17 protein-coding genes and 1 tRNA gene are annotated in these 15,728 nt (G+C 34.2%); 10 read left to right on the top strand and 8 right to left on the bottom strand.

Going from position 1 to position 15,728, the window contains the following annotated elements; translation table 11 throughout:
- The first annotated feature begins 274 nt into the window (after positions 1-274).
- From ABWU40_RS01080 to ABWU40_RS01060, 5 genes are all read left to right on the top strand, one after another.
- A complete protein-coding gene (locus ABWU40_RS01080; RefSeq protein ID WP_353279214.1) occupies positions 275-754 on the top strand; it encodes an OmpA family protein in 480 nt (159 codons plus the stop codon).
- Positions 755-931: 177 nt separating this feature from the next.
- The gene (gene tilS, locus ABWU40_RS01075; RefSeq protein WP_141456701.1) at positions 932-2,227 is read left to right on the top strand and encodes a tRNA lysidine(34) synthetase TilS; all 1,296 of its coding nucleotides are present in this window, start codon (positions 932-934) and stop codon (positions 2,225-2,227) included.
- A 12-nt stretch (positions 2,228-2,239) separates the two neighbouring features.
- On the top strand, positions 2,240-4,078 hold the full coding sequence (ftsH, locus tag ABWU40_RS01070; protein ID WP_353279211.1) for an ATP-dependent zinc metalloprotease FtsH: 1,839 nt from the start codon (positions 2,240-2,242) through the stop codon (positions 4,076-4,078).
- A 154-nt stretch (positions 4,079-4,232) separates the two neighbouring features.
- Entirely contained in the window at positions 4,233-4,436 is a 204-nt protein-coding gene (locus ABWU40_RS01065) for a hypothetical protein (protein WP_264705832.1), read from the top strand.
- Complete coding sequence (locus ABWU40_RS01060) at positions 4,437-4,901, top strand: hypothetical protein (RefSeq protein ID WP_353279209.1); 465 nt, start codon at positions 4,437-4,439, stop codon at positions 4,899-4,901.
- Here the strand turns inward: ABWU40_RS01060 and tmk are convergent.
- Positions 4,894-5,484 (bottom strand): dTMP kinase, encoded by a 591-nt coding sequence (tmk, locus tag ABWU40_RS01055; protein ID WP_353279420.1) that lies wholly within the window; start codon positions 5,482-5,484, stop codon positions 4,894-4,896. The two genes, ABWU40_RS01060 and tmk, sit on opposite strands and share 8 nt — an antisense overlap.
- Before the next feature lie 108 nt (positions 5,485-5,592).
- On the opposite strand from tmk, the gene ABWU40_RS01050 reads away from it, so the two are divergent.
- Positions 5,593-6,165 (top strand): thioredoxin family protein, encoded by a 573-nt coding sequence (locus ABWU40_RS01050; protein ID WP_015589468.1) that lies wholly within the window; start codon positions 5,593-5,595, stop codon positions 6,163-6,165.
- A gap of 5 nt (positions 6,166-6,170) precedes the next feature.
- The gene (locus ABWU40_RS01045; protein WP_353279207.1) at positions 6,171-7,889 is read left to right on the top strand and encodes a monovalent cation:proton antiporter-2 (CPA2) family protein; all 1,719 of its coding nucleotides are present in this window, start codon (positions 6,171-6,173) and stop codon (positions 7,887-7,889) included.
- A 30-nt stretch (positions 7,890-7,919) separates the two neighbouring features.
- Here ABWU40_RS01045 and ABWU40_RS01040 read toward each other — a convergent pair whose 3' ends face one another.
- The 4 genes from ABWU40_RS01040 to ABWU40_RS01025 are packed head-to-tail and all read right to left on the bottom strand — an operon-like array spanning position 7,920 to position 10,198.
- Positions 7,920-8,537 carry an SURF1 family protein gene (locus ABWU40_RS01040; RefSeq protein ID WP_015589466.1) on the bottom strand — a complete coding sequence of 206 codons (618 nt, stop codon included), beginning with the start codon at positions 8,535-8,537 and terminating at the stop codon, positions 7,920-7,922.
- Between the two features lies 1 nt (position 8,538).
- Entirely contained in the window at positions 8,539-9,015 is a 477-nt protein-coding gene (bfr, locus tag ABWU40_RS01035) for a bacterioferritin (RefSeq protein WP_007549093.1), read from the bottom strand.
- 59 nt (positions 9,016-9,074) lie between these two features.
- Positions 9,075-9,560: an RDD family protein gene (locus ABWU40_RS01030; RefSeq protein WP_015589465.1), complete on the bottom strand. Its 486-nt coding sequence runs from the start codon at positions 9,558-9,560 to the stop codon at positions 9,075-9,077.
- On the bottom strand, positions 9,560-10,198 hold the full coding sequence (locus ABWU40_RS01025) for an HAD family hydrolase (RefSeq protein WP_015589464.1): 639 nt from the start codon (positions 10,196-10,198) through the stop codon (positions 9,560-9,562). Before ABWU40_RS01025 ends, ABWU40_RS01030 begins: the two co-directional genes overlap by 1 nt.
- A 151-nt stretch (positions 10,199-10,349) precedes the next feature.
- On the opposite strand from ABWU40_RS01025, the gene ABWU40_RS01020 reads away from it, so the two are divergent.
- The 3 genes from ABWU40_RS01020 to ABWU40_RS01010 all read left to right on the top strand — a co-directional run bounded on the left by ABWU40_RS01020 (position 10,350) and on the right by ABWU40_RS01010 (position 13,223).
- Complete coding sequence (locus ABWU40_RS01020; RefSeq protein WP_015589463.1) at positions 10,350-11,183, top strand: hypothetical protein; 834 nt, start codon at positions 10,350-10,352, stop codon at positions 11,181-11,183.
- A gap of 857 nt (positions 11,184-12,040) precedes the next feature.
- Entirely contained in the window at positions 12,041-12,571 is a 531-nt protein-coding gene (locus ABWU40_RS01015) for a phospholipase D family protein (RefSeq protein WP_015589462.1), read from the top strand.
- A 109-nt stretch (positions 12,572-12,680) separates the two neighbouring features.
- Positions 12,681-13,223 carry a hypothetical protein gene (locus tag ABWU40_RS01010; protein ID WP_006279913.1) on the top strand — a complete coding sequence of 181 codons (543 nt, stop codon included), beginning with the start codon at positions 12,681-12,683 and terminating at the stop codon, positions 13,221-13,223.
- 338 nt (positions 13,224-13,561) lie between these two features.
- On the opposite strand, the gene rnc is transcribed toward ABWU40_RS01010, so the two are convergent.
- The 3 genes from rnc to ABWU40_RS00990 form a co-directional block, all read right to left on the bottom strand.
- Positions 13,562-14,260, bottom strand: coding sequence for a ribonuclease III (rnc, locus tag ABWU40_RS01000; protein ID WP_006279914.1), 699 nt, complete (start codon positions 14,258-14,260; stop codon positions 13,562-13,564).
- 187 nt (positions 14,261-14,447) lie between these two features.
- Complete coding sequence (locus ABWU40_RS00995; RefSeq protein WP_015589461.1) at positions 14,448-15,524, bottom strand: quinone-dependent dihydroorotate dehydrogenase; 1,077 nt, start codon at positions 15,522-15,524, stop codon at positions 14,448-14,450.
- Between the two features lie 130 nt (positions 15,525-15,654).
- Positions 15,655-15,726: transfer RNA gene (locus ABWU40_RS00990), tRNA-Cys, on the bottom strand.
- Positions 15,727-15,728: the final 2 nt, after the last annotated feature.

Here is a 15,728-nt window from a genome sequence, read left to right as displayed (position 1 = left end):
TTTGTTCATTATTTTAGAAAACATCTGTTTAACATCGTGATAGATTAATAATAAAGTTAAAAGTATATTTGCTTAAAGTACAATAAAAAATTGTACTTTTTATTCTTTTATTGGATTTTTCTACTCAGAGTCCAGCATATTATAGGAAAATTAATTGTAAGGTTGTAGAAAAAGTATTTAGTATTTTATTTCTCTTGACTATATTACAATATGGAGAGATATTAGCTACTGAAATTAAAGTTACGCACTATTTAAAATTTATGGAGGTTTAGTAATGTGGAGTAGACTGGTTATAATGTGCTGTTTTTGTTTATTACTTACTGGTGTAAGTTCTTGCCCAAAAAAAGGAGCAAATACAACAAATAAAATAAATTCTGTTGTTAAGCAGATAGGTGATAAAAGAGTTTTCTTTGGTTATGATGAATCTAGTATTGATGAAGTAAGTGCAGATGCATTACTTGACGTAATGGAGGTGTTACAAGATAACCCTGACGCGAAGGTTACTTTAACTGGTCACACTGACAACCGTGGTTCTCATGAATATAATCTTGCGCTAGGCGCTAGAAGGGCAGATGCAGCTAAAAAATTTATGGTTAGTTGTACACCCTACATAGAAAACAGAATAAAAACTGCTTCTAAAGGTGAAACTGAGCCTTTGGTTAATGTAAAAGATGATTCTAGAAATTCTAAATATGAAAAAGAGCATGCTAAAAATCGTAGAGTGGAATTTTCATTTTCTGGAATAAAGAAATAGTTTCTTGCATTAAAACCTGGATCCCAGTGTCAAGCACTGGGATGACATAAAGAAAGGGCACTGGGGTAGACAAAAAAGGACAAACTTGTCATATTTCGTTGCTTGTTAGCGGGATCTATATATACCACAAATAAGTCGCTGTATGACGTAGAGACTATCTGGCCATCAAGAGGCATAATGGAATTAGAGTTATTATTTCAAAATGTGGTTAATAGTTTTGCTTTCTATAATAATCAAGTTGCAGTTGCAGTATCAGGTGGTGTAGATAGTATAATCTTACTGCACTTAATGAATAACTGGGCAAAAAAAAACAAGCTTCCACTTCCTATAGCATTAACAGTAAATCATGGGTTACGTTCAGAGTCTCAAAAAGAAGCTGATTTTGTTGTAAGTTATGCAAAGGAACTTGGAGCAAAGGAATCGTTCATATTAAATTGGGAGAAGCAAAATATTAAAGGCAATATTCAGTTACAGGCACGAAAAGCACGGTATAAGTTACTAGCAGAGTGGTGTAAAAATAATAATGTTAAATATTTACTTGTTGCTCATCACAAAGATGATCAAGCAGAAACGTTCTTGTTAAGATTAGAGCGAGGTAGTGGCGTAGATGGATTATCATCAATGGACTACAAGTCTTTCCTAAATGGTATTTATATATTTAGGCCATTGTTAAATTTTAGTCGTAGTGAAATAGAAAAGTACGCTAAGCTTCATCGGTTAAAATGGATCGAAGATAGAAGCAACTATGACTTAAAATACAGGCGAACTTTATACCGTAACTTACTTAAAGCAAGTGATAATCAAGAGATTTTAACAGAGCGAATATGCCTCACAGCCCTTCATATGAAAAGAGCTGCAAAAGCGTTGATGCACTACACACGCCTTGCGTTTAATGACTGCGTTAATGTGCATGATCTTGGTTATATTGAAATTAAACTAAGTGAGTTTTATCAATTGCCAGAGGAAATAGCCTTGAGGCTTCTTCTTTACTCCATAATGGCAATTGCCAGTAAACATTATAAACCAAGGTACAACAGCCTTATCGTAATATTTAATAAAATATTGCAAAAGGATAGTAATGTTAATTGTACACTTTCTAGGTGTAAAATAAGAAAACATGGAGAAAATATCTTGATAATTAGAGAATCGTCAAAGATACAAGAAATTACCTTAAACCTACCTTTAAATGAACCTACTCAATGGGATAACAGATTTAGCTGCACAATACTCGGAAATCAAGAGTGTTCAGTTATCATCGCTCCATTAAAAAAAACACAAAAAGTTCCTGAATTTCTGAAGGATTACAACTGCTGCCCTGAAGTTTTCTATTCTTTGCCTGTAGTGCTAAAAGATGGAAAGGTGCTTGCTTATCCTGATGTAAATTATAACGGAAAAAATACCAATGACGATAAGGTTCAATGCATTATTAATAGCACGATAAAACAAAATTTGGTAAGCTTGATTAGTATTTAGTTAGAAATAGAAATGAAAAAATTTTTAGAAGGCTTATTGATCTGGTTAGTAATTATTGTTCTTATTTCAGTTGCTTATATTCAGTTCAGCGGAAATGTAGGTAAAAGTAAAACAATTATACCTTTTTCGGAATTTTTAACTAGACTAGAAGACAATGATGTAGAAAATATTGTCATAAAAAACCAGAGCATTGAAGGCAAGTTCAGGGACGGTTCAAGTTTCAATTCAAGCGGTGTCATATATAGCGACCTAATAAAAAATTTACATGATAGAAAAGTGAGATTCTCCTTTTCAACTGGAGATTCTGCCATGAACGTAATTGGTGGATTACTTATCTCATGGGTCCCAACATTTATCTTTATTGGCTTCTTGCTATTCTTTCTTAAACAAACACAAGCGGGGGGCAACAGAACTATAAGCTTTGGCAAGTCAAGGGCTAGACTCATGACTAGTGGAAAAAAAGTAACATTTGATGATGTTGCCGGAATTGATGAAGCAAAAGAAGAGCTAGTAGAGATCGTTGATTTTCTTAAACAAAGGCAAAAATTTCAAATATTAGGTGGAAAAATACCAAAAGGGTGCCTTTTGATTGGCTCTCCTGGAACTGGTAAAACTTTACTTGCTCGTGCAATTGCAGGAGAAGCTAATGTGCCATTCTTTAGTATTTCTGGATCTGATTTTGTTGAAATGTTTGTGGGTGTTGGTGCAAGTCGTGTTCGTGATATGTTTGATCAAGGCAAGAAAAATGCTCCTTGTATAATTTTTATAGATGAAATAGATGCGGTGGGTAGACATCGTGGCATTGCTCTTGGTGGCGGCAATGATGAAAGAGAACAAACATTAAATCAGTTATTAGTTGAGATGGATGGCTTTGAGTCTAATGAAGGTGTAATAATAATTGCTGCGACTAACCGTCCGGATGTCTTAGATCCAGCACTGCTTAGACCTGGTCGTTTTGACCGACAGATTACTATTTCTTTACCCGATATAAATGGGCGTGAAAAGATATTAAATACTCATATAAAGAAAATATCAATAGCACCAGATGTAAACGTGAAAACAGTTGCAAGAGGAACACCAGGTTTTTCAGGGGCTGATCTAGCAAATTTGGTGAATGAATCTGCACTTATCGCTGCAAGAAGAAACAAGAAGATTGTTACCATGGATGATTTCGAATATGCACGTGATAAAGTGATGATGGGCGTAGAAAGGCGATCTCTCATTATGACAGAAGAGGAAAAGAGACTGACTGCATACCATGAAGCTGGTCATGCGATGATTGCTGTTAATATGCCTGCTTCTGATCCTATACACAAGGCAACAATTATTCCACGCGGTAGGGCACTCGGTTTAGTTATGAGACTACCAGAAACAGATAGAGTGTCCCTCACAAGAGAAAAGATGCTAGCAGATATAACTGTTGCAATGGGTGGAAGAGTGGCAGAAGAGCTAATTTTTGGCTACGATAAAGTCACAAGCGGTGCATCTTCGGATATAAAACAAGCATCTGATTTATCACGCGCTATGGTAACAAAATGGGGAATGAGTGACAAAATAGGCCCGATCTATCACAATCGCGAACAAACCATACATGGTTCTGAGATAATTTCTGAAGATACGTTAAAACTTATAGATGAAGAAGTGAAGAAAGTTGTATCTTCTTGCTATGAAAAAGCAAAAGACATTTTGACCAAGCATAAGAAAGGCTTAGATCTCATTGCCGAAAATCTACTGGAGTTTGAAACTTTAACAGGAGATGAAATAAAGGACATATTAAATGGAAAAAAAATTGTTAGAGAGGAAAATGAGAAGAATGAGAAAATAAAAAAATCCTCTCTCTATGAGAGTTGACCTCATCTTAAAAATGCTAATCAGCTAACGCTGCAATAAAACATTCAGAATTGTAACTGTCAATATAAATTGTATTAAAATATTCATAATATTGCATTTTCATCACAATAATGCTATCATTCAGTTAGTATTAATGTTTAATGAGGTGTGAGTAATGATTGATATAGCTTCTATTGGTGTAAGTACAGTTATTGATCAGAATTATAGAAGAAAAGCACAATTATGTTTATCAGGATTATTTGTAACTGTGTCAATAGCAACTGTTACCTGGTTTATTTTCCCTGCGTCACAAAATGTATTAGCTCCGTTTTTACTTCCGGCTATGTTCTTGCTCTTCACTTTATCGATGGGTTATTAAATGTTCATATTTAGTTGTGAAGAAAAATCTTTGGTAAAGAATGTTCTTGGTATGGTTGAACCGGCTGAATCGGTAAAGAGAGTGCATTGCCAAGAAAATATTAAGTCCTTATTAGCAGAAGTGAGAAGTACTACGAAAGATAGGTTTCGTAACGTGCTTGTTAATCTTTGTTTTGAAGATCGTAGTAAAGCACACAAACTTGCATTATATGTGAAAGAAATTGACAATATTGTGTCTTCAATAAAAAATAAAGACCTCTTAGACCATTTTGATCAATTTTTTACTATTACTGAAGTAAGCAATAAAAAAAATAGAAGTGAATTAATGAACCTCGCAAGGGCATATAAGATGATAAGTGAAGAAGATCCAGACAAAATACAGGATTTTTTAGCTACTCAAACAAAAAGTTATTCATATGAAATAATGTTACCTGAAATTGATAATTTTCTATCACAAGCTAGGTGATTTTATCAATAATTTCATTGTGTACGTGATTATCATTTTTTGTTTCAATTCCAGTGATAACACTGCACCTAACGGGCTCTTTTATGGCTATTTCCTGAAATCCTTTTCTGACCTTATTGTAAAAATTAACATCCATTTCTTCATATTTATTCTTGTCTTTTGCTCTATTTAACCCAACTTTAACATCAATATCTAGAATAAATGTAATATCTGGACATTTAATTTCTACTAACTTATGTAAGTCCCTTATTAGCCCTAAATCAACACTAAGCCCATATCCTTGGTATGCAATAGTTGAATCAATAAACCGATCACAAATCACTATTTTTCCTTCTGCAAGAGCTGGTAATATTAATTTTTTCATATGTTCGCGCCTCATCGAAATAAGTAGCAAGAGTTCAGAAATAGGATCAATATTATTCGTTAACAACACTCCTCTTATCTTTTCTGCAAAGTTAGTGCCACCTGGTTCTCGAGTCAATACCACATTATTTTCGCCGTTAATTTGCTTAAAATGATTTGCAAGTAGCTTAGATTGTGTTGTTTTACCAGAGCCGTCTATTCCTTCGAAAGTTATGAACATAAGTTTTATAATTATAATACTAAAAAAGAATATGCAAACAGTATACATAGAAACCGTTTGACATTTAAATAATAAGACCGTAAATTACATGTGGTATAATAATAGTCTATGGTTGCTCTGAATACTCCTAAAGTCGATTTTAGTTTTACTGCAAAAGATTTTAATCTTTTGGGAGTAGACAATAAATACTATACATTAAGTGACTGTTGTGGAAAAAATGGTCTTATTGTAATGTTTATATGCAATCACTGTCCTTACGTTCAGTCAATTATTAGTAATCTGGTAAGCGATGTTGATCAATTGAAAAAAGATTATCAGGTAAACACCATTGCAATAATGCCAAATGATGTAAATGAATATCCAGAAGATTCCTTTGAAAATATGATTAATTTTGCCAAGGAAAATAAGTTTACATTTCCATATTTAATTGATAGTACACAGAAAATAGCTAAAGAATACGGGGCTGTTTGCACTCCTGACTTTTTCGGCTTTAATTCCAATTTAAACCTTTGCTATCGTGGACGTTTTAACAACGCAAAAAAAGAAAAGGTTCAAAGCTATGAAGTAGGAAGTAGTGACTTATTTCAAGCTATGAAATTTATTGCAGAAACTGGTAATTCTCCAATTGACCAAAAATCAAGTATTGGCTGCTCAATTAAATGGTCTAATTCTACAGGTTAAATATCATGCACAGTGGCTCTCAGCATTTGTTTGATATTATAATTTTGCTTTCTGCTGCTGTGTTTATAGTCATAGCATTTTGGAAAATGAATATTAGTCCAGTGCTTGGTTACTTCGTTGCAGGTGCAGTTATTGGTTCTCACGGATTTAATCTGATACACTCAGCTGAAGCAATGGATAATCTTGCAGAATTTGGTGTAGTTTTTCTATTATTCATTATAGGCCTTGAATTGACATTTGAACGCCTGATCGCTATGCGTATTCATGTATTTGGGTTCGGTTCTCTTCAAGTTATAGTTACCATGGTAGCAATATGGTGCATCGCTCTTGCTTTCGGAGTGAATACGAATATAGCAACAGTTATTGGTGGTGGGCTTGCGCTATCCTCAACAGCAATAGTGTTGCAGGTTCTGCAAGAAAAAGGTTCTCAAGCAAGTCAGGTTGGTAGATTGTCGATAGCAGTGCTATTAATGCAAGATTTTGCAGTGGTACCATTAATAGTATTGGTACCTTTACTTACTGGCAATTCTGAGCACAGCCTGATAAGCTCATTGGCAGGTTCATTGGTGCAAGCAGCTATTGCATTAGTGCTGATATTTATAACTGGTAGATTATTGCTTAGACCTTTATTTTCGGTTATTGCTAAAATGGAAAGTAATGAGATCTTTATATCAACAACGCTTTTAATAGTATTAGGAGCAGCATTTATTACTGAGCAATTCCATTTATCGTTAGCATTAGGTGCATTTGTTGCTGGATTGTTAGTTGCAGAAACAGAATATAGACACTCAGTAGAACACGCAGTATTGCCATTTAAAGATTTGTTTCTTGGCTTATTTTTCATGACTGTTGGTATGTCCATCAATACCGAACTTTTACTCAATAAGTTACCACTAATTACTTTATTATCGATTATCCTTATCGTTTTAAAAACATCTATTATATATATATTGTGTAGATTTTTTGGGTTTAAGAGTGCACCTGCTATACAAGCTGGGTTACTGCTTTCACAAGGCGGTGAATTTGCGTTTATTTTATTTCGCTTAGCAGATGAGCTAAATGTGCTACCAAGTGAAATCGCTCAAGTACTTATGATGGTAACTACAGTAACCATGGCTTTCACTCCTCTTTTATCAGGGCTTGGAGATTGGATAGCAAACTCATTTAGCACTGAGAAAACAATATTAGATGATGAAGCTGTTGAAACAGATACACAAGATCTTTATAACCATGTGATAGTTGCTGGATTTGGTAGAGTGGGATATATGGTAACAAAAATGCTTACGGCAGAGCATTTAAGTTACGTTGTTGTAGATATTCAATCGAAAATAGTCAAAGAAGGAAAAAGTGATAGTTTTCCTATATATCTTGGAGATGTTACAAGATGTGAAATTTTAAAATCGGTAGGAATAGAAAGAGCTCAAGCTCTCGTTATTTCAATAAAGAATGAAGTTACTATAAAAAAAGTTGTTTCTTTAGTTGCAGCAAATTTTCCGCATGTAAATATTGTAATACGCTTACCAGATCTGAGTAATGTGGAGGTTTATAGAGATCTAGGAGCTAGTAAAATTATTCCTGAAACATCTGAGATAGGATTGCAGCTAGGTGGAGCTGCACTGAGCCTTAGTGGTATTAGCGAAAGTGGAGTTATGTCTTTAAAAAGTAGATTCAGAAAAGGCAATTACAGTATGTTAAAAGAACTTGGTAGTGATAAAGATGAATAACTACTTCTCTAATTTTATGTACAGAAAGCTTCAAGCTTTATTGAGGTTTTGCCTATAGTAAATTACGCACATAATCAACCAAATTAAGGAAAGTGCAAACCAAGTGATTGCATATTCCAAATGCTTCATTGGCTGTATAGCTACTTTGCTGCCAAAATTGTTCGGCCACAATATACACTTCTCTAGCTTAATACCTAACTCATTGGAAATTTCTTCTGTACTCAGGGTAAACCATGTATTCGAAGTAGTATCGTTCTTGATAAACCAATTTTTGCTTTTACTGCTATTGCAATATAAAACTCCACCTGCAGCTACTTTTTCAATTTTTGCTCTTTCCTCTTTTTTTTCTTTAACTATTCCTTTGTTCACTAGCATATAATTTCCAGTAGTAAGTAGCATAGGAGATAACACATGATATCCATATTGCCCTGCAAAAACATATAGTTCTATGTCACTTAGAATCCCATCGATCTTGACATGCCTATAGTTAAATTTTTCAAGGTCGTTATTGGGCAATAGATGAACAACTGGAAGACTCATATTTTTGATAATATTATTCTTCCAGTTCAATCTGAATACTTGCCATAATCCTAATAAAAAAAGGAGCAAGCAAGGTACAATTAAAATAAATACTATTTTTTTTAACACTCTATATTTGTGTTCTTAAATAGTTTTCAACACCCATTAGTTCAATAAGGTCAATCTGTTTCTCAATCCAATGGAAGTGCTCTTCTTCATTTTTTAACATCTCTTCTAATAACATTACACTAACAAAATCTTTTTCTTTCTCAGCGATAGAAATCGTTTCTTTGATATCCTTAATACCTTTTCCCTCTAATTTCAAATTAGCTTCTAAGATTTTCCGTATTGTGTCTTTTGTAAACTTTCCATCATGCTTTGATATTTCGTTTGTATCCTGAAAATTTGGAACTCCTTTAAATAACAAAATTCTTTCTGCCAACTTGTTTGCATGTTCAAGTTCTTCGTTAAGCTCATTTTTTACCTTTTCTGCAAGTCTATTAATTCCATTATTTTTGAGAATCGCAAAATGCAAAAGATACTGGCGTACAGAAGTCAGCTCATTGGTCAATAATTTATTCAAATGTTTTACTATCTCTTCATTCATAATCTTCCCTTAGTTCAATTCATCAGCATAATTTATATGATAACGATAGTTATAGCAACTCATTTAATAGTTCCTTTGATAACAACCGTATTAAATAGCATGTCGTGGTATGTCTGTTTCTTTTTAGAAAAACAAGCAACTAGATACCAGCAGAGAGTGAGCAGCACTATCATTACTTTCAATGCACTCAAGACATTCACTAATACTTCCTGATCTTGCAAAAATTCAGTAAGGATAACTGCTACACTGTTTAACAAAGGAAGAAAAAACTGGGAAGTGCTTCTGTCAAACGCTAAATTCAAGTCTATTTTAGAATTATCTAAATTGATAGTATATATATTCAGTAACTGTTGGCCGGGAGTTGCTTGGGCCTTTGAAGATATAAAATATGTGAAGTAACTACAATTTACACACATGTATGATAGATGTAAGATCAACGGAGAATCCTCTAATAGCAGTATAATTAATAAAGTTGGAATTAATAAAATTGCTACATCTATTAAATACGCGCAAAAGCGCCTTTTTATGCTGGCAATCTCTGTCATTACCTATCTTCTAAATACTTTATTACAAAATCTGTAAGTTTATCAAAATGTTGAAAACATAACAAATCTTCATAACCGCTTATTGATTGACCGTATATAATAGGTAAACAATTGGCATTTTGTGCACACAGAACATCTGTGATGCTATCACCAACGAAAAACACATTTTCTCTATTTATAGGCAACGTACTCTCTTCTAGTGCAAATAGCAGTGGGGTTGCAGATGGTTTATCTTCCGCGGTATCGCATGACCCAACCACTCTTTCAAAGTAAGAATCCAGTTTAAAATAGGTAACTTCTTCACGTAAATTAGTATTTTTCTTATTACTTACTATTGCTAGATAAACATTGTGGCTTTTCAGTGTCTGCAACATTTCCTCTACTCCTTGATTCAGAGCAATGTTTTGTAATAGCGCATTATCTAAGTATTGTTGATATATCTGATTCGCTTTTTTCCACTGATCGCCAAATAAATTGACCATATAGCTCTTTCTCGACTCATGGGAATTTCTATCAGCAGCTTTATTACTATACCCCATTGAGTTTATGGTATGCTTAATAGCATTAAAAATATTATCTTGAGTGTCAACTAAGGTATTATCCCAATCGAATACTACTGCTAATGGGCTGTTTTTCATTTCTATATTGTTATATATTTTAAGTTAATAAATAAATAGCATTTTAATGAAAAAGATATAAATAGGACGCTCTACCACAAGTTATGTTAACTGTTTTTTATATAATTAGCTAATATACTGGTTATATGATATGTTTTAATAGGTAATAGGTATGGCCCAGACATCTCAAGAAAGTGTTGAAAAAAAGTTTAAAGACGTCTTTGAACGTTCTCCAGGTGCTTTTCCAGAAGGTACTTCATTAGAAGAGAAGGTTAATTATATCGCAAAAGGAACAAAGGCTCTAAAAGCTGTGAAAAGTAAGGAGCTTGAGAACAAAATGAAAAACGTTGCAGAATTGAATCAGAAACTTGAAAGTCAAGAAGGACGTGCAGATGAAAAAGCACGTCAAGATTTTGAAAGAATTGCTGAGCTTGACCAACAATATAAAGGGAAGGGCATCTTCACAAGTGAAAAAGTTGCAGAATTAAAAAATGACAAAAAATTTCAAGAAGCAGCTAACACTCTTAGAGAAACTACAACAGAAGGTAAAAGTGTTGAACAGAGTGGACAAAAAAAGACTTCTGAGGCTTCTGTACAAACAGATACACAGCCATCAGAGCACATCGTTAGTCCCTCAGTGAGCAAGAGTTCTGTAAAAGAGAAGCTCAACACTGAGCCGGACAAAAAAGATACCACGCCTCAACCACAAGAAAATCAAAAAGAAGAAGGGTTTTTGAGTCTTCTGAAGCGCTTTGTTAAGAAAATATTAGAAAAACTTTTGGGTGAGGATGAAAAGAGTGTGGAGAATACTCATGACATGAGAGAAGATGCTCAAAGAGATACGTCAAATAACGAAGAGCAACAAAAGAGTAAGCAGCTTGATGAAATTTTAAAGGACAAAAGTGTAAGCGAGGGTTTGAAGCAGGCAACAAAGCTTGAGAACCCGGCAATAACGCCTGTTAATACTCCTAAAGTGAATGAAGTAAACACGGGTCGTGAAAGGTGATCCGCTTTCAAGCTTCATTATACCGCCACGAACCGTCATACCGCCGCGGTATCTCATCCGCTAACAAGTAGCGGGATGACGATTGTCAGGGTGTCATCCCAGTGTCCCTATGATGTCATCCCAGTGCCCTGACTACTTGGATCTAGCAAGCTTTGCTTGCAAATAAGTCTAATACGCGTCGCGTTTTATGCCAAAACACAATTGGAGTTACATGCAAAATAGATCCCAGTGTCAGCTACTCGGATGACAAAAAAAGGAGCACTGGGATGACACCATTTGTTGTATTTAACAAAGTTCGTACTTAGCTTCATGTTAGCTATAAACATTAAGAAATTTACCAAGCGAAAAAAAAGGCAAAAGAAGCCCCAGCTAATATCTATTTTAGAACATTGGCGTTTTTTAAGTCTTAAACACTGCAATTTAGCTGCTTTTAAATGCAACTCACCTTAGTTTAAATGTTTAAGAAATTTACTAAGCAGAAAAAAAGGCAAAAGAAACCCCGTGTTAGCTAGTTGTCACTCCCTAATCCTGCAAATTGGCGTACTATACTGTCTTAAACGACTTATAAGCGCGTTTCAGCTTGTGTAGGTAAAAACCTAGAAATATTGTGAAGACATAAGGTGCACATAGTGCAAAAAATTAAAAATAAGACGCCAACTACGTTGTTTTCTTGCTGTTTAATCTGCACAGATGAAGATAACTGAATACCTTCAGTTTCATGATAAGGGGGCTGGCGGAGTTTGTCAAGTAAGTTTTTTCGTTTCTAACGGTTGTTGCCAAAAACTATGCAAGAAGTCTATTGACAGGTGATTAAATTATAATGTAGCCTATCGCCGTATATCCGGGGGTGGGTTGTTGTGAGGCTTTTTCACTTTTTATTCTTGTTAATGTGTTTTTCTCTGTATTACTATGCGGGTTTTATATTTTCGCCCTGCCCAAAAGCTACGGTTTGCTTTTCACCTGGAGAAGATTGTGCTGTACCGATAATCAACGTAATAGATCAGTCTAAAAAATCTATCTTAGTTCAAGAATATACATTTACTCTTGGAACAGTTGCAAAATCTTTGATTAATGCTAAAGAACGCGGTGTTGATGTGAAAGTCATCTTAGATAAATCGCAACTCTACTCAAAATATAGTGTTATAAATGAATTATTTTCAGGTGGAGTACCAATTTGGATCGATGATAAGCCAAAGATTGCTCATAATAAGATAATGATTGTTGACAATCAAAAAGTCATCACAGGGTCATTTAACCTTAGTAAGACAGCTAAAAAAGGAAATGCTGAAAATTTATTAATTATTACAGATTATCCTGAATTGATTCAGCAGTATGTGAAAAACTGGGAGGCACGAATGTCACAATCTTACAAATACGCTCCCAACTAATCGAGAGCGCTTGCTCAAAATCAGTTTTAAAAACAGCAAGGGAGAGCTTTTTTGATTGATTGGCATAATGATTATGATATAATGAACTAAAAATTTAAGGAATAAAGTAATGGATTATATAAATGATGCTGCCGGTAGCTACACTGCTATTCATGATTTTTTTCAAAACAACGGTGTTGGAGATTACAAAGTTCAATGCAATTATGGTGGGGTGCCGTATGCTACTGATGAGTACGTGCATTCTGGCGATAAATTTTGGAGTAATAATTTCATAGACTCACATTTTGGCAGGGAAATAAAAATGTATCCTCAAAGTGAACTTTTAGCTAAAGAATATGCTGGAAATACGTTGCCAGTTTCAATATCACTAGATAAGGATTTAATAAAAATGAAGGAATGTCAGAAAAAAACGAAATTTGTGGAACTAGAAAGGGAGTCAGGTGATTTAGTGCATGATAAGCAAAAGTATGTAAAGTGTTACACAACAAAGCTATCATATGATGATGTACATATTTACAATAACGATAAAGTTTCAACATTTAGCATAAAATACGACGTGCCAAATGATCCGAAATACAGTTTAAATATAACATTTACAAAGGTTAATGATAATAAACCAGGATTTTGGCAGAAATTTAAAAATATGTTTTAACGTGACCATTCACTGGTTTTTACTCAATCAACCAACAACAGTTAATATCAAATTTTTATAATTAAAAAATATGCTATTTTTTAAAACTTTCATTCTCCTTGACTCTGTCAACTTCACAAAACAACTCTTGGACCAAATGTATCTGGCATAACACCTTTTGGTAACTTGCTACTTCTTTTTTTCCGCATCTCCGACAACAGCCATTGATATTCCACTACATAAGGCTTGATTTTTGGTAGATCAACTTTTTTATGAATAATACTATGCTTCTCCTTAAATTGACCATTTACCCTAAACGCTATTAGCTTCCTTAAAATTTACATTAATGCCTATTTTGCCTAAACTGAAGCGTCTTTTCCAATTTTTTCTAGCATCAACTCAGCAGCTTTTTGTTCAGCAATCTTTTTACTAGAAGCGCATGCAGAAACTTTACCATAATCTTCTATGCAAACTGATATAGTAAATTCAGGATTGTGCGCTGGTCCAGTTTGTTTTACAAGCTCATACTCTGGTAAAGGCAATTTGTTTTTCTGAGTCCACTCTTGCAGTGAGGTTTTAGGATCTTGAGGGGGGTCAAGCATGCCTTTAGCTAGCTTTTCCCAATATTGGATAATAAATTTTTCAACATTTTCAAGCCCGCCATCAATATAAATTGCACCTATTAGTGCTTCAAGCGAGTTTTCTAAATTTTTTAAGTTACATCTCCCTCCATTGCAGCGTTCACTATTATTCATGATGATAAAGCTGCCTAATTTTATTTCTTTAGCAACATTAGCAATGGTGTTGCCACAAACTAAATCCGTCTTTCTTTTTGCCAATGCTCCTTCTTTTTCTTCAGGAAATAGTTTAAACAGTGTGGCAGATACAACCATATTCAAAACACTATCGCCCAAAAACTCTAGTCTTTCGTAGCTTACAATCTGGTTTTTGCTATTCCTTTTATTTACGCTTGGGTGAGTTAGTGCCTCTTCTAATATTGCATAATTTGTAAATTTATAATCAATGATCTTAGATATTGCATCATTCAAACTCTTCATACCCATTATTTAAAAGAATAACACTTCCTACCACACCTTTATACCAAAGAATTAGTTTTGTTTTATTAAAATAATACCAACAACTTCCAAAATATACAGTTTAATAGACTTCTTGCATAACCATTATTTGAATAATGATTCATCGATGTTATTCCAGTGTCGGCTACTTAGGTGACAGAGAAGATGTTTAATGTATACAACCCACCACCTCACTAATGTTACTAAATCCATCTCTCCTTATTAGTTCTGCAAGTTCTAGATTAATTTTGTTTACAACTTGAGGTCCGTGGTATATGAGAGCAGTGTACAACTGCACCAAAGAAGCTCCTGCCTTTATTTTTTTATATGCATCAGCACCACTTGAGATTCCTCCGCATCCTACCAACAATATTTTGCCCTTAGTAAGTTTGTACATATCGCTCAATAACTCGGTTGAAAGTTTAAACAGCGGTTTGCCACTCAACCCACCACTCTCGTTGTGGTGGGAATGTAAGTTATTCCGACTGATCGTAGTGTTGCTCACTGTTAATCCGTCAATCTTATATTCCAACGCAAGCTCAGCGATATTTTCTTTCGTTTGCTGATCTATATCTGGTGAGATTTTTAATATTATTGGTATGGATTTAGAATTATCAATTGATTTCCGGGTTAGAGTTACGGATTTCAACAATTCCAATAATTCTTGCTTATTGTGCAGATTGCGTAAATTAGGCGTGTTTGGGGATGAGATGTTCAGCACTATATAATTGCTTTTTCCATATACTATCTTTATTAAGTCAACATAATCGCTGATTTGGTCCTTTGATGTACTGTTTTTTCCTATGTTGATGCCAAAAATGCAATCATCAAGCTTGGTTTTATCTATTTGTTTAAGAAAGTAGTCTATTCCTTTATTGTTAAATCCCAATCTGTTAATTACCCCTTGATCTTTAATTAACCGAAAAATTCTTGGTTTTTTGTTTCCATATTGTGGATTACGAGTTACAGTACCAGTTTCAATAAATCCAAAACCAAATGAAAGCATAGGCCTTATAACTTCTGCATTCTTGTCAAAACCTGCAGCCAGACCCACGGGGCTTCTGAGCTTATTACCAAAAAAATTCACACTCAAAGATTCTGGTAGCTCTATAGGATTCTTATAAGGTATTTTCTTTAATGCCATAATTGCCAAAGAGTGAGCAACTTCGGGCGGCAGTAAAAACAATAAATCACGTAATATCATTTTGTAAAACACTTTGCTTATTTTTAGTTTATTTTTTACCATGAAACGCTATAAGAGTATAACCATAACTTGAAAAGAAATTGATTTTACTTATGAATAATTTTCTCTATAGGTTACACACTTAAAGCTACTGTTGAATTGAGCAACTTTTACAAGATATAGAAAATGAAAGAGGCCGGGACCGGAATTGAACCGGTATAAAAGGATTTGCAGTCCTCTGCATAAGCCATTCTGCCACCCAGCCGT

The sequence above is a fragment of the Wolbachia endosymbiont (group A) of Cydia amplana genome (assembly GCF_964028495.1).
Lineage (GTDB): Bacteria > Pseudomonadota > Alphaproteobacteria > Rickettsiales > Anaplasmataceae > Wolbachia > Wolbachia pipientis.
This window is presented reverse-complemented; position numbering and strand designations above follow the sequence as displayed.